Source organism: Bacillus alkalicellulosilyticus, assembly GCF_002019795.1.
Lineage (GTDB): Bacteria > Bacillota > Bacilli > Bacillales > Bacillaceae_F > Bacillus_AO > Bacillus_AO alkalicellulosilyticum.
In genome coordinates this window covers 3,610,120-3,623,094 of sequence record NZ_KV917381.1, presented here as the reverse complement: position 1 = coordinate 3,623,094, position 12,975 = coordinate 3,610,120, and the positions used below count along the sequence as shown (strand labels likewise).

12 protein-coding genes are annotated in these 12,975 nt (G+C 40.8%); 11 read left to right on the top strand and 1 reads right to left on the bottom strand.

Going from position 1 to position 12,975, the window contains the following annotated elements; all coding sequences use genetic code 11:
- The first annotated feature begins 30 nt into the window (after positions 1–30).
- From BK585_RS18230 to minD, 7 genes are all read left to right on the top strand, one after another.
- Positions 31–609 carry a Maf family protein gene (locus BK585_RS18230; RefSeq protein WP_078555365.1) on the top strand — a complete coding sequence of 193 codons (579 nt, stop codon included), beginning with the start codon at positions 31–33 and terminating at the stop codon, positions 607–609.
- Between the two features lie 37 nt (positions 610–646).
- Positions 647–1,321 (top strand): RadC family protein, encoded by a 675-nt coding sequence (gene radC / locus BK585_RS18225; protein WP_078556898.1) that lies wholly within the window; start codon positions 647–649, stop codon positions 1,319–1,321.
- Positions 1,322–1,551: 230 nt separating this feature from the next.
- Positions 1,552–2,592 (top strand): rod shape-determining protein, encoded by a 1,041-nt coding sequence (locus BK585_RS18220; RefSeq protein ID WP_078555364.1) that lies wholly within the window; start codon positions 1,552–1,554, stop codon positions 2,590–2,592.
- A gap of 13 nt (positions 2,593–2,605) precedes the next feature.
- Positions 2,606–3,481 (top strand): rod shape-determining protein MreC, encoded by an 876-nt coding sequence (gene mreC / locus BK585_RS18215; RefSeq protein ID WP_078555363.1) that lies wholly within the window; start codon positions 2,606–2,608, stop codon positions 3,479–3,481.
- Complete coding sequence (gene mreD, locus BK585_RS18210) at positions 3,478–4,002, top strand: rod shape-determining protein MreD (RefSeq protein ID WP_078555362.1); 525 nt, start codon at positions 3,478–3,480, stop codon at positions 4,000–4,002. Before mreC ends, mreD begins: the two co-directional genes overlap by 4 nt.
- 99 nt (positions 4,003–4,101) lie before the next feature.
- Positions 4,102–4,773, top strand: coding sequence for a septum site-determining protein MinC (minC, locus tag BK585_RS18205; protein ID WP_078555361.1), 672 nt, complete (start codon positions 4,102–4,104; stop codon positions 4,771–4,773).
- A 28-nt stretch (positions 4,774–4,801) separates the two neighbouring features.
- Positions 4,802–5,602 carry a septum site-determining protein MinD gene (gene minD / locus BK585_RS18200; RefSeq protein ID WP_078555360.1) on the top strand — a complete coding sequence of 267 codons (801 nt, stop codon included), beginning with the start codon at positions 4,802–4,804 and terminating at the stop codon, positions 5,600–5,602.
- A gap of 380 nt (positions 5,603–5,982) precedes the next feature.
- Here minD and moaC read toward each other — a convergent pair whose 3' ends face one another.
- Positions 5,983–6,459 carry a cyclic pyranopterin monophosphate synthase MoaC gene (gene moaC / locus BK585_RS18195; protein WP_078555359.1) on the bottom strand — a complete coding sequence of 159 codons (477 nt, stop codon included), beginning with the start codon at positions 6,457–6,459 and terminating at the stop codon, positions 5,983–5,985.
- Between the two features lie 88 nt (positions 6,460–6,547).
- Here moaC and BK585_RS18190 point away from each other — a divergent pair, with 88 nt between their 5' ends.
- From BK585_RS18190 to nasC, 4 genes are all read left to right on the top strand, one after another.
- Positions 6,548–7,063 (top strand): MogA/MoaB family molybdenum cofactor biosynthesis protein, encoded by a 516-nt coding sequence (locus BK585_RS18190; protein ID WP_078555358.1) that lies wholly within the window; start codon positions 6,548–6,550, stop codon positions 7,061–7,063.
- A gap of 789 nt (positions 7,064–7,852) precedes the next feature.
- Positions 7,853–10,285 carry a nitrite reductase large subunit NirB gene (gene nirB / locus BK585_RS18185; RefSeq protein WP_078555357.1) on the top strand — a complete coding sequence of 811 codons (2,433 nt, stop codon included), beginning with the start codon at positions 7,853–7,855 and terminating at the stop codon, positions 10,283–10,285.
- 17 nt (positions 10,286–10,302) lie between these two features.
- Positions 10,303–10,629, top strand: a complete 327-nt coding sequence (gene nirD, locus BK585_RS18180) for a nitrite reductase small subunit NirD (RefSeq protein WP_078555356.1) — start codon at positions 10,303–10,305, stop codon at positions 10,627–10,629.
- Between the two features lie 82 nt (positions 10,630–10,711).
- Positions 10,712–12,889 carry an assimilatory nitrate reductase catalytic subunit NasC gene (gene nasC, locus BK585_RS18175; protein WP_419095549.1) on the top strand — a complete coding sequence of 726 codons (2,178 nt, stop codon included), beginning with the start codon at positions 10,712–10,714 and terminating at the stop codon, positions 12,887–12,889.
- The last annotated feature ends 86 nt before the right edge of the window (positions 12,890–12,975 follow it).

The following is a 12,975-nucleotide window of genomic DNA, read 5'->3' as shown; positions in this document are numbered from 1 at the left end:
ATGGAAGTAGATTATTGTAAAGGTGGTTGTATGATGTCATTTATTTTAGCCTCAGCTTCTCCCCGTCGTAAAGAATTGCTACAGCAAGCGCAACTTCAGTTTACTGTTGTACCCAGTACCATTGATGAAACAATGGACCCAACCCTTTCTCCAGGTAGTCTAGTTCAAAGCTTAGCGTTACAAAAGGCCAATGATGTTTTTTCGCAATTTCCTCAATCGATTATTGTAGGCGCTGATACGATTGTTGTGTCAGGGACTACACTTCTCGGTAAGCCTCAAGACAAGCAAGAAGCCAAACAAATGCTTCAATCGCTTTCTGGAACAGTTCATGATGTGTATACAGGTGTTGCGATTGTTAGCCCTGATCGTCATAGTCAATTTCATGTGAAGACGACTGTTGAGTTTTGGGAATTAACAGAAGCTGACATCGAAGCTTATATCGCCTCAAACGAACCGTTTGATAAAGCAGGAGCTTATGGGATTCAAGGAATTGGCGCCACCTTAGTGAAAAAAATCGATGGCGATTATTTTTCAGTTGTTGGGTTGCCTTTATCTCGAATTGTCCGTGAATTAAAAGACTTCGGAGTTACACCAACGTCACTTTTTTAAAAGGAAAGGGGTAGTCCATTTGGGAGAAAAATCGCTTATGATTCGCGATGTCCCGACGAGTGAACGTCCACGTGAACGAATGATTCAAGAAGGAGCCCGTTATCTATCAAATCAGGAGTTACTTGCTCTTATTTTACGAAGTGGTACAAAGGAAGAATCGGTGCTTCAATTAGCGCAAAAAGTGTTACACCATTTTGATGGCCTCAGTTTACTTAGAGAAGCGACAATTAATGAGCTAGTTCAAATTAAAGGCATTGGTTCGGCTAAAGCGGTAGAAATCTGTGCAGCGATTGAGCTAGGAAGGAGAGCTACCGCCTATCAAACCGAAGAAAGAGTCGTAATCCGTTCGCCTGAGGACGTAGCGAACTATGTGATGGAGGATATGCGTTCCTTATCACAAGAACATTTTGTCATTCTCCTTTTAAACACGAAAAATCATGTCCTCCACCGTCAAACGATTTTTATTGGTAGTTTAAATGCCTCACTTGTCCACCCACGCGAAGTATTTAAGGAATCGTTCCGCAGATCTGCCGCTTCTATCATAGCCCTTCACAACCATCCTTCCGGGGACCCAGGACCAAGTAGGGAAGATATTGAAGTTACAAAACGCCTAGCTGAATGCGGCAAATTATTAGGCATTGAATTGCTTGATCACATCATTATTGGGGATCGCAAATTCGTCAGTTTAAAAGAAAAAGGATATATTCTTTAAAAAGTGAACATGAATTCCACATTTTAGTGTATCCTAAATAAGGAATAAATTTTACGAAAGTTGAGCAGGATGGTTTACATGGTCTAAAAAAGAAGTTTCGACAAAGGTTTGGATTAATGGGGCGAATCATGTAAAATTGTAGTTATGGAAGTTTGAGGCTATTTTTTTCATAAAAGTTTCAGTATAATTATCTTTATGAGTTTTCGTATACATGAAGGGAGTACATATAGATGTTTGGTGGGTTTTCAAAAGATTTAGGAATTGATTTAGGTACAGCAAATACCCTAGTTTATGTTAAAGGAAAAGGTGTCATTGTCCGTGAACCATCTGTAGTTGCACTACGAACAGATACAGGATCAATTGAGGCTGTAGGGAATGACGCAAAAAATATGATTGGACGTACACCAGGAAATATTGTTGCCGTTCGTCCGATGAAAGATGGAGTTATCGCAGATTTTGATACGACTGCGACGATGTTAAAGTATTTTATCAAACAGTCATTACGCAATCGGTCTGTGTTTACGCGTAAGCCAAATGTAATGGTTTGTGTTCCTTCAGGCATTACAGCTGTTGAAAAACGTGCAGTAGAAGATGCGACGAAACAAGCAGGGGCAAGAGAAGCTTATACGATCGAAGAACCTTTTGCGGCAGCGATTGGTGCGGACTTACCGGTTTGGGAACCAACAGGTAGTATGGTCGTTGATATCGGTGGCGGTACAACAGAAGTAGCGATTATTTCGTTAGGTGGAATTGTAACGAGCCAATCGATTCGAGTTGCTGGTGATGAGATGGATGAAGCTATTATTTCGTATATTAAAAAGACGTATAACTTAATGATTGGGGAAAGAACAGCTGAAGCATTAAAGCTTGAAATAGGTTCAGCGGGTTCACCTGAAGGCGTAGAAGACATGGAAATTCGCGGTCGTGACCTTGTGACAGGACTGCCGAAAACCATTTCAGTTACAGCTGATGAAATTGCTAAAGCATTAGCAGATACTGTGGATACGATTATTGAAGCAGTGAAAAATACATTAGAAAAATCACCACCTGAACTTGCGGCTGACATTATGGACCGTGGGATTGTGTTGACAGGTGGAGGAGCGTTACTAAGAAACTTAGACATGGTGTTAAGTGAAGAAACAAATATGCCGGTTCTTGTAGCAGAACATCCACTGGATTGTGTGGCACTGGGTACAGGTCGAGCATTAGAAAATCTACATCTATTCCGTTCTAAGGCAGGAATCACTGTTCGTTCAAATCGAAAGTCGTAAGTAGGTGTGAACTATGCCCGAATATTTTAATAAACGGCTTATCGTCTTATTGGTAAGTATTATAGTATTAGTAGCCTTAATTGGATATTCACTGAGTGACCGAGATAACATTACGATGCCTGAACAATTTCTCCGAGACTCAGTAGGTTGGGTACAGACCATCTTCTCAAAACCCGCTCATTACGTAGCGGGTTTCTTTGAGAATGTTAACGAAATGAAAGTAATCTATGAAGAAAACAGAGTGTTAAAAGCAAGATTAGAAGAGTTTGCACAAGTCGCAGTTGAACGAAATTTACTTAAAAGTGAAAATGACACGCTCCGGCGAATGTTGGAAATCGATGAAAGTTTGATGGATTATCAAATGCGAACAGCTCTTGTCATTCAACGATCTCCAGACCGTTGGAATAACTTAATTGGGATAAGCAAAGGGAAATCAGATGGAATTCGAACCAACATGGCTGTCATGACATCAGAGGGCTTTATTGGTAAGGTCAAAAGTGTAGGTCCATTTACATCGACCGTTCAGCTTATAACTGACCACGACCGTACAAATCGAGTGTCAGCGATGATTCATGGTGAAGACAGTAACGAAGTGCTTGGTTTCATTGAAGGATATGACCAAGACACAGGGTTACTTCTTATGAAAAAAATTACGATGGATCGTGAAGTTGAAATTGACCAGCTCGTCACTACTTCTGGCAAAGGCGGTATTTTCCCATCAGGATTACCAATTGGAAAAGTCGTGGCCGTTGAACCTGATGAATATGGACTAACACAAAATGCCTACATTGAACCAGCAGCAGATTTTTATCGATTAGAATATGTCTTCGTGATTGAACGTACGAGTATTACGTTAGACGAGGAGCTACAAGAGGAGGAAGAGATGTGAGTCGATTCCTTCTTCCTGCTATCGTTTTTATCTTTTTTATTCTAGAAGGTACGGTTTTTCAAATTTTTGCTCCTGAACGCTATGGTGCAACATTTGTCATTATTCCTCGCATGGTTCTTATTACAATTGTGATTATCGGTATTATTCGAGGAAGAACGTCAGGTGTATTATTTGGAATAGGATTCGGATTACTTTATGATGTTGTATATACAGAAATGCTCGGAGTGTACATGTTTTCAATGGGTGTGATAGGCTACGTTTGTTCGTTGCCTTATCGTCCGATTCAACGAAGTTATTTTTTAATTGTACTGACGTGTATTATTGCGGTTATCATCCAAGAGTACTATTTATTTGGAGTGTATTCTTTACTAGGAATTGCTCACATGACCTCTGAACAGTTTTTATATTCCCGATTTAGTTCGACATTGCTTTTTAACATATTCCTTTCCTTGATTTTAGTAGGACCTCTTCGTAAATATGTCCAATATTTAGACCGAATGGAAAAGCAACTCGACCAATAATACTAATTCAAACTCCTTTTTGAAAAAAGGAGTTAGCCATTTTTTGTTGAATGTATTACAAGGGCTACACGTCCAAGCCATCTTGAGGTGAACAAACCAATGTCGCAAAAAAAGAATCATATCACAATAAAAGGGACGAAAGAAGGACTCAATTTTTTTCTAGATGACAGTTGTGCCTATGCTGATCTTCTACTAGAATTAAAAGAGAAGCTTTCGTCTAAGCATTATCAGCATAACGATGACCGTCAAGTGTATGTCAATGTCAACATTGGCAATCGCTATCTCACGAAAGACCAAGAGTCAAAGTTGCGAAGCTTAATCGTATCCAATAATAATCTCCAAATTGATAAGATTGATTCAAATGTCATATCAAAAGAAGAAGCTGAAGCCATTCGTCGACAAAAACAAGTCGTGACTGTAGCAAAGATGGTTCGTTCAGGCCAGGTGCTTGAAGTTGAAGGTGACTTACTCCTGATTGGCGATGTCAATCCAGGAGGAAAAGTTATGGCAACCGGAAATGTTTTTGTCCTTGGTGCACTTCGTGGCGCTGCGCATGCTGGATTTACGGGAAATACAGAAGCAGTCATAGCTGCATCGCTCATGGCACCATCTCGTTTGCAAATTGCTGATTTAATGAGCGAACAACCGAACAGAACTGAGCAAGTAGCATCAGAAATGGAATGTGCGTACATAGACGAAACTAGTAATACGATTAGTATTGAAAGACTTCAAATCTTACAACAACTGAGACCAAATTTAACGATATACTAGTGAACAGTACATAAAGGGGGAAATAGGTGTGGGAGAGGCTATCGTCATAACTTCAGGTAAAGGGGGAGTTGGGAAAACAACAACCTCAGCAAACATAGGGACAGCTCTTGCCCTTTCTGGTAAAAAAGTATGCTTGGTTGATACGGATATTGGCTTACGTAACCTAGATGTTGTCATGGGTTTAGAAAACCGTATCATTTATGATTTAGTGGATGTCGTTGAAGGACGATGTAAATTAAAACAAGCCATCATTACCGATAAGCGCTTTGATTGCTTAACGTTATTACCAGCAGCTCAAACAAAGGATAAATCAGCTGTAAAACCTCATCAAATGAAAGCGATGATTAATGAGCTGAAGCAGGAGTATGACTATATTATTATTGATTGTCCAGCCGGTATTGAACAAGGTTTTCAAAATGCCATTGCAGGAGCAGACCGAGCCATTGTTGTCACCACTCCTGAAATTTCTGCTGTCCGTGATGCCGACCGAATCATTGGGCTTCTTGAAAAAGAAGATGGCATTGAGTCACCAAAGCTAATCGTAAACCGTATTCGTAACCATATGGTCAAAAATGGAGATATGCTAGATGTGGATGATATCGTTTCTGTCCTTTCCATTGAATTGCTAGGTATCGTCGTTGATGATGATGAAGTCATTAAGCATTCCAATAATGGTGACCCAATTGCCTTGTATCCTACGAGTAAAGCGTCAATTGCTTACCGCAACATTGCCCGCCGCATCTTAGGAGAAACCGTTCCATTAATGCAACTTGATAATAATAACGGTGTGCTTACAAAAGTGAAAAAATTCTTTGGAATTCGTTCCTAGTATTCTAGTAAAAACAAACCGAGCATTTTTCGATGCTCGGTTTTTCTATTTATTTTCAGTGGGATTTTTGTATTCGGATTCGGGTACATCATTTTTGCTCAATCGAGTCCGTATACACGTGCTATACGGACTATGGGTTAGTAGAATTCGAAATCCAGTCCGATATTGGGCTGAATAAGGACAAGGCAGTTGCGATAGACCGAGAGCAAGTCCGATAAGACCTGAAATACGGACAGAGTGGTTTGTAAACTGTCGATCCCAGTCCGATATCACAGTTCTATCAACTGAAAAACTCCCAAGTAAGCAACCACTAATTAGAAGGGCAAAATAAAACAAGTGTGGTCGGTATGTACAGAAGATAATCTCCCATTAAATAAAAGCTATCGTTCAAAATCTCCACTTTTTCCACCGGTTTTCTTTATAAGGTAAGTCGGCCCGATAATCATTCCTTTGTCCACTGCTTTGCACATATCGTAGACAGTTAGAGCAGTTGCGGATGCTGCGGTTAGGGCTTCCATTTCTACTCCGGTTTTCCCTTGAGTTTTTACTTCAACTGTAATAAGCAACTGGTGATTTTCAGTTGTATCCCATTCAAAAGAGATATTAACCCCAGTTAAGGAAAGCGGGTGACACATCGGAATCCAATCCGCTGTTTTTTTTGCAGCCATTACCCCGGCCACTTGTGCGACAGCTAATACATCGCCTTTTCCCATCGTTCGTTCTTGAATTTTATTGTATATTTCTTCGTTTACTTCAACACTTGTTTGGGCAATCGCCGTTCTAGTTGTTATCGTCTTATCGGATATATCAACCATTTTGGCACGACCTTCTTCGTTGAAATGGGTAAAATCTGACATAATAGAGCCTCCTTGTGTAATCATCTCTTTATTTTATCATTATCTTTGTTATGATAAAAATGTACAAGTTAGAAAAGGGAGTGTTGAGATGTCAGTTCAAGAACATCGTCAAGAAGCACCAAGCGTCGTAAAGTGTTTAGTAGTAACCGTCTCAGATACGAGAACAGAGGAAACAGATAAAAGTGGTCAGCTGATTTCCCGCCTTTTAGTGGAAAAGGGCTATATCGTAACGGATTATCAAATTGTAAAAGATGAGTATAGTGAAGTACAGCGTTGGATAATTAATGGAAGTGAACGAAGTGATGTCGATGCCGTCCTAATTAATGGCGGAACGGGGATAGCGCTAAGAGATACAACTCATGAAGCGGTAAAGGATAGTCTTGATAAAGAAATCCCAGGCTTTGGCGAGCTGTTCCGCTACTTAAGCTATGTGGAAGACATCGGGACCGCTTCTATCTTGAGTAGAGCGATTGCAGGGGTAAGAGGAAGCACTGCAGTGTTTTCAATGCCCGGTTCTTCAGGAGCAGTATCATTAGCGATGAACCGAATTATCCTTCCAGAGCTAGCTCATGTCATTAGAGAAATTCGAAAGGACAGGAAATAGAGTATACAAAAGCAGATAATAAGAGAATCTCAAGGTGATAAACAGATTACCTTTAATGATTCTCTTTTCTTTTGTTACCATATGGTGGCTTTTGCTCACTCACCCGGTAACGAATAGCGATAATCGTTACCGGAGAGCCAAGTTTCCCCACCCGTTCGGTAACGAATAGCGATAATCGTTACCGGAGAGCCAAGTTTCCCCACCCGTTCGGTAACGAATAGGAATAATCGTGCCCGCTGAGCCAGGACTCAGAGCCCACCTGGTAACGAATAGAAATAATCGTGCCCTCTGAACCACGATTCCGCGCCCGCTCGGTAACGAATAGAAATAATCGTGCCCGAAGAGCCAGGATTCAGAGCCCGCCCGGTAACGAATAGAAATAATCGTGCCTGCTGAGCTACGATTCCAAGCTCGAGCGGTAACGAATAGAAATAATCGTGCCTGCTGAGCTACGATTCCAAGCTCGAGCGTAACGAATAGGAATAATCGTGCCCGCCGCCCCCGTCTTCTCCACCCAACAGGTAACGAATAAAAATAATCGCTCACCCCAGACCAGAGTTTCGGTACTCCATCCGACCAGCAGAAGCGAATCGAACAAAAAGAATCCAGAAACAAGGATTGGTTCTCATTTATGCCCATTATATAAAAACGATGTTAGATCTTCTTTCAACCTTGCTTACAAAAAAATGGAGGTATGTAAAAATAACATCATAGGAAGCAAGGAAGTGGTCGACATTGGCGGTGAAAGTAGAAAGACACCTCAATGCACTACACTAGGGGGGAAACAAAGTGGAGAAGAAAAAACTCGTTTTAATTGGAAATGGAATGGCTGGGGTAAGAACAATAGAGGAAATTATTAAAGTAGGAGGCAAAGACCGTTTTGACATCACGATATTCGGTAGTGAGCCACACGTAAACTATAACCGTATCGCCCTTTCAACTGTGTTACAAGGGGATACAACGATTAAAGATATCGAATTAAATAGTATTGAATGGTATGAAGAAAACAACATTACATTGTATACTAGCGAAACGGTTCTAAAGCTAGATAAAGAACAAAAAACACTAGTAACAGACAAAGGTAGAGAGATGTCCTATGATTACGCTATTATTGCAACGGGCTCACACCCGTTCATGCTTCCATTACCAGGAGCTGACTTAGAAGGCGTTATTGCATTCCGTAATATTTCTGACTGTGAGGCCATGATTGACGCGGCTAAAAACTATGAAAAAGCAGTTGTTATCGGAGGGGGCCTTCTTGGATTAGAGGCTGCTCGTGGTCTACTAAATTTAGGAATGAAGGTAGATGTTGTTCATATTCAAGACTATTTAATGGAACGTCAGCTAGATTCTGATGCAGGTCGACTACTACGTACAGAGTTAGAAAAACAAGGGATGAACTTTTTAATGCCTAAGCTAACTTCTGAACTTGTCGGGAAAGACCGAGTAAAATTAGTTCGTTTTAAAGACGGTACAGAAACAAGAGCAGACCTTGTTGTTATGGCTGTTGGGATTAAACCAAATGTTGATGTAGCCAAAGAAAGTGGAATTGAAGTCAACCGAGGCATTATCGTCAACGATTATATGGAAACAAGTGCAGAAGGTGTTTACTCTGTTGGGGAGTGTGCAGAGCATAGAGAAGTTGTTTACGGATTAGTTGCACCATTATGGGAGCAAGGAAAGACTCTAGCAAAACGAATTTGTGAACAAGATGCAGGAGAAGGGTACCAAGGCTCTGTTCTTTCTACTAAGCTAAAAGTATCTGGAGTCAACGTGTTCTCTGCTGGTGAGTTCATGGATGATGGGTCAACAAGAAGTGTGAGAGTTTATGATGAATTTGAAGGCATTTATAAAAAAGTAATGATACGCGATGGAAAAGTAGTTGGGGCTGTTCTATTCGGAGATACGAAAGAGGGACCAAAACTATTTAACATGATTCAAGATGGTGCCGATGTTTCTGATATGAAACCAATCTCTATTTTACAAGATGGTTCTTCAGAAGGTGAAAGTATTGTTGCCTCTATGGCAGATAGCGATACCGTTTGTGGATGTAACGGGGTTTCAAAAGGTGATATTGTGAACGCCATAAAGGTAGATGGTATGTGTTCTGTCGCAGAAGTAAGCGGCTGTACAAATGCCGGTCGTTCTTGTGGTACGTGTAAGCCAATGATTTCTGAATTACTTGAATTAACATTGGGTGATGAGTTCGAAGTAGGTGACCAAAAAGAAACAGTTTGTGGCTGTACTTCATTATCACATGAGGAAGTTGTCGCTGAGATTCGTGAGAAAGGCTTAACTCATTCGAAAGAAGTGATGAATGTACTTGGATGGAAAACAGAAGAAGGTTGTTCGAAATGTCGACCTGCCATTAACTATTATTTAGGAATGGTTCATCCAACCGTCCATGAAGATGAAAGAGAATCACGCTTTGTTAATGAGCGCATGCATGCCAATATCCAAAAAGACGGCACATACTCAGTTGTTCCACGGATGTACGGTGGGGTAACGAATGCATCTGAGCTGCGCAGAATTGCGGATGTCGCTGATAAATATGATGTACCTTTAATGAAAATTACAGGTGGGCAACGTATTGACTTATTTGGAGTAAAGAAAGAAGACTTGCCAGATGTATGGAAGGACTTAGATATGCCTTCAGGCTATGCCTATGGTAAATCATTACGAACGGTTAAAACGTGTGTCGGAGAAAACTTCTGCCGCTTTGGTACGCAAGACTCCATCGGAATGGGTGTCGCATTAGAGAAGAAGTTTGAACGATTACAAACGCCTCATAAATTTAAAATGGCCGTATCCGCTTGTCCACGAAACTGTGCAGAATCTGGAATCAAAGATTTGGGTGTTGTCGGGGTCGAAGGAGCCTGGGAAATCTATGTTGGTGGAAACGGTGGTACGGAATTACGAAAAGCAGACCTCCTTTGCAAAGTAAAAACATCGGAGGAAGTGCTTCAAGTGACCGCAGCGTATATGCAGTTATATCGTGAGACAGGGCGCTATTTAGAAAGAACGGCACCTTGGGTAGAGCGTTACGGGTTAGATAACATCAAAAAAGAAATCATTGAAGACGTAGAGAACCGTAATGAACTTAGCAAACGTATGGATGTTGCGTTATCCGTTTTAACTGACCCATGGGAAGAAATAATTGGAAGTGACGAACTGAAAACGAATTTATTTACAAATAACAAAGTGACTGTAGTGCAATCATAAAAGGAGGGAAACTGAAAATGAGTACAACAAAAGAAGTGAGTACAGTTAAAGTCGGGAAGGTTTCGGATTTCCCAATCAAGGTGGGAAAAGAAGTGATTATTGGGGACCACCAAATTGCTATCTTTCGCTTATCCAATGGAAAAATGAAGGCTGTTGAAAACAGATGTCCTCATAAAAATGGTCCATTATCTCAGGGGATTGTAAGTGGGGAGCATGTATTTTGCCCGCTACATGATTGGAAGATTGATTTAGAAAGTGGAGAAGTTCAAAAACCAGATGATGGTTGCGTTAGAACGTATAAAGTGTCTGTCGAAAATGAAGATGTATTTGTAACCATTAAGTAATGTAATAGAAATTCTCGGATAGACAGGGCTTGGATAAAAAGCCTTGTCTATTCTTATCAGACCATAGGAAGGGGTTTTCTAGGTGAGTGACCTCATAAAATACTTTCGTGAAAAACAGCTAAAAGAAAGCTCTGAAACGATAATGAGTGCCAGGTGCCCCTATTGTAGTATGCAATGCTCCATGGACTTAATCGAAGAACGGATTATAAAGCGAAATCGTTTCAAAGCGAAGCCAAATAAACAAGACCCAACCTCTGAAGGAAGACTTTGTATGAAAGGGTTATTTGCACATCAGCACGCAATTAACAGCGAACGATTAAAAACACCTGTGATTAATATTGATGGTGAGTTTGTGTCCATTCCATGGGAATTGGCGTTTGAAGTGATTGCTGACCGATTCACTGAACTTCAACAGGAGCATGGCCAAGATGCTGTTGGTGTTTATGGAGGAGGATCTTTAACGAATGAAGAAGCTTACTTGCTCGGAAAGTTTGCGAGAGTAGGATTAAAAACAAAGTACATTGATTACAATGGTCGCTTTTGTATGAGTGCAGCGGCTTCTGCAGCGGTTGCAGTTTTCGGAATGGACCGTGGTCTAACAAATGAGCTAACTGAAATTGCTGATGCAAAAGTGATTATATTAGCGGGAACGAATATTGCGGACTGTCAGCCTACCATCATGCCATATTTTCGCAAAGCGAAGAAAAACGGAGCGTTTATTATTGCGATTGACCCGAGAGAAACGGGGACAACGAAGCTTGCTGACCTTCATTTGAAAATAAAACCTGGGATGGATGCCAATTTGGCAATTGCGATGTTAAAAGTCATTGTTGATGAGGGCTATGTAGATACGGAGTTTATTGCTACCCGCACAAAAGGGTTTGCTGATGTCATGCAAGACTTAGAACTAGTAGATTTGGAGTTGCTAGAAGCGGAAACAGGAATTCCATTAGAAGATATAAAAACAGCTGCTAGAGCCTATGGACAATCAGAGACAGGGATGATTTTTACCGCCAGAGGTGTAGAACAGCATGCAACTGGCCATCAAACTGTACGTCAATTTTTAAATCTTGTCCTAGCTACAGGAAAGATTGGTAAATATGCCTGTGGGTACGGAGCGATTACCGGTCAGGGAAACGGCCAAGGTGGTCGAGAACATGGCCAAAAAGCAGACCAATTACCAGGCTATCGCTCGCTAGATAATCCGGAACATCGTCGCTACATTGCAGATGTATGGGGAATAGAAGAAAGCGAACTTCCTCAAAAAGGAGTATCCGCTTATGAAATGTTAGAGAAAATTGATAAAGAGGAAATAAAATCGCTCTTTGTTATGGGATCCAACCCTGTTGTATCAAGTCCGAATGCACTAATGGTAGAAAGAGCGATGAAAAAACTAGATTTTCTTGTCGTTGTTGATATGTATATCTCTGAAACAGCCAAAATGGCTGATATAATTCTTCCTTGTACTTCTTATTTGGAGGATGAAGGGACGATGACGAATTTAGAAGGTCGCGTCGTCTATCGTGCCGCTGAAAGAAAGCGATCGGGAGATGTTAAGCATGACTGGGAAATCCTTGCCGCATTGGCAAAAGAGCTAGGAAAAGAGAAGTATTTTACGTATGGAAAAGCAGAAGATATTTTTAATGAATTACGCCTAGCTAGCCAAGGAGGAGTTGCGGATTATTATGGCATGACCTATAAACGCATAAAAGAAAAAGGGCTATTCTGGCCATGTCCAGAGGAAACACATGTAGGAACGAAACGATTGTTTGAAGAGTCGTTTTCTACAACAGATGAGAAGGCAATGTTTACAAATGTTCGCTATCAGTTCCCAAAAGAGAAAGTAAGTGAAAAGTTCCCACTGATGTTAACAACGGGTCGAGTGATGGAGCATTATTTGACGGGCGTTCAAACAAGAAGAAGTCAAGAACTTGTTACAAGGAGTTCTGAGCCTTATCTAGAAATTCATCCCGAGACAGCAGAAAAGTTCCATATTACAGAAGGAAAGCTTATTCGAATTGAATCTGCCAGAGGCACTGCCGTAATGAAATGTAAACTCTCAGCGGGGATTCGTCCGGATACATTGTTTGCTCCTTTTCATTGGGGAGATTTACAATCAATTAATAGGGTAACAAGTCCAGCGCTAGACCCAACGTGTCGGATGCCTGAGTTTAAAATTTGTGCGGTCAATATCAAACCCGTAAAACCAATAAAACCGCAAACGACAGAAAAAGAGGTTGTCTTTTCAGGAGGGCACTGAAAAAGTTAGGTTTACCTTTTTCAGTGACATTGGCTAACATAGAAATTACTAAAAAAATTTGGTACACTATGGAAAAATAGTGTGCT

Excerpts from the sequence above, each read along its gene's own strand:
- BK585_RS18230 (WP_078555365.1), top strand. The coding sequence starts at position 31 with ATGATGTCATTTATTTTAGCCTCAGCTTCTCCCCGTCGTAAAGAATTG.
- radC (WP_078556898.1), top strand. The coding sequence starts at position 647 with ATGATTCGCGATGTCCCGACGAGTGAACGTCCACGTGAACGAATGATT.
- BK585_RS18220 (WP_078555364.1), top strand. The coding sequence starts at position 1,552 with ATGTTTGGTGGGTTTTCAAAAGATTTAGGAATTGATTTAGGTACAGCA.
- mreC (WP_078555363.1), top strand. The coding sequence starts at position 2,606 with ATGCCCGAATATTTTAATAAACGGCTTATCGTCTTATTGGTAAGTATT.
- minC (WP_078555361.1), top strand. The coding sequence starts at position 4,102 with ATGTCGCAAAAAAAGAATCATATCACAATAAAAGGGACGAAAGAAGGA.
- moaC (WP_078555359.1), bottom strand. The coding sequence starts at position 6,459 with ATGTCAGATTTTACCCATTTCAACGAAGAAGGTCGTGCCAAAATGGTT.
- BK585_RS18190 (WP_078555358.1), top strand. The coding sequence starts at position 6,548 with ATGTCAGTTCAAGAACATCGTCAAGAAGCACCAAGCGTCGTAAAGTGT.
- nirD (WP_078555356.1), top strand. The coding sequence starts at position 10,303 with ATGAGTACAACAAAAGAAGTGAGTACAGTTAAAGTCGGGAAGGTTTCG.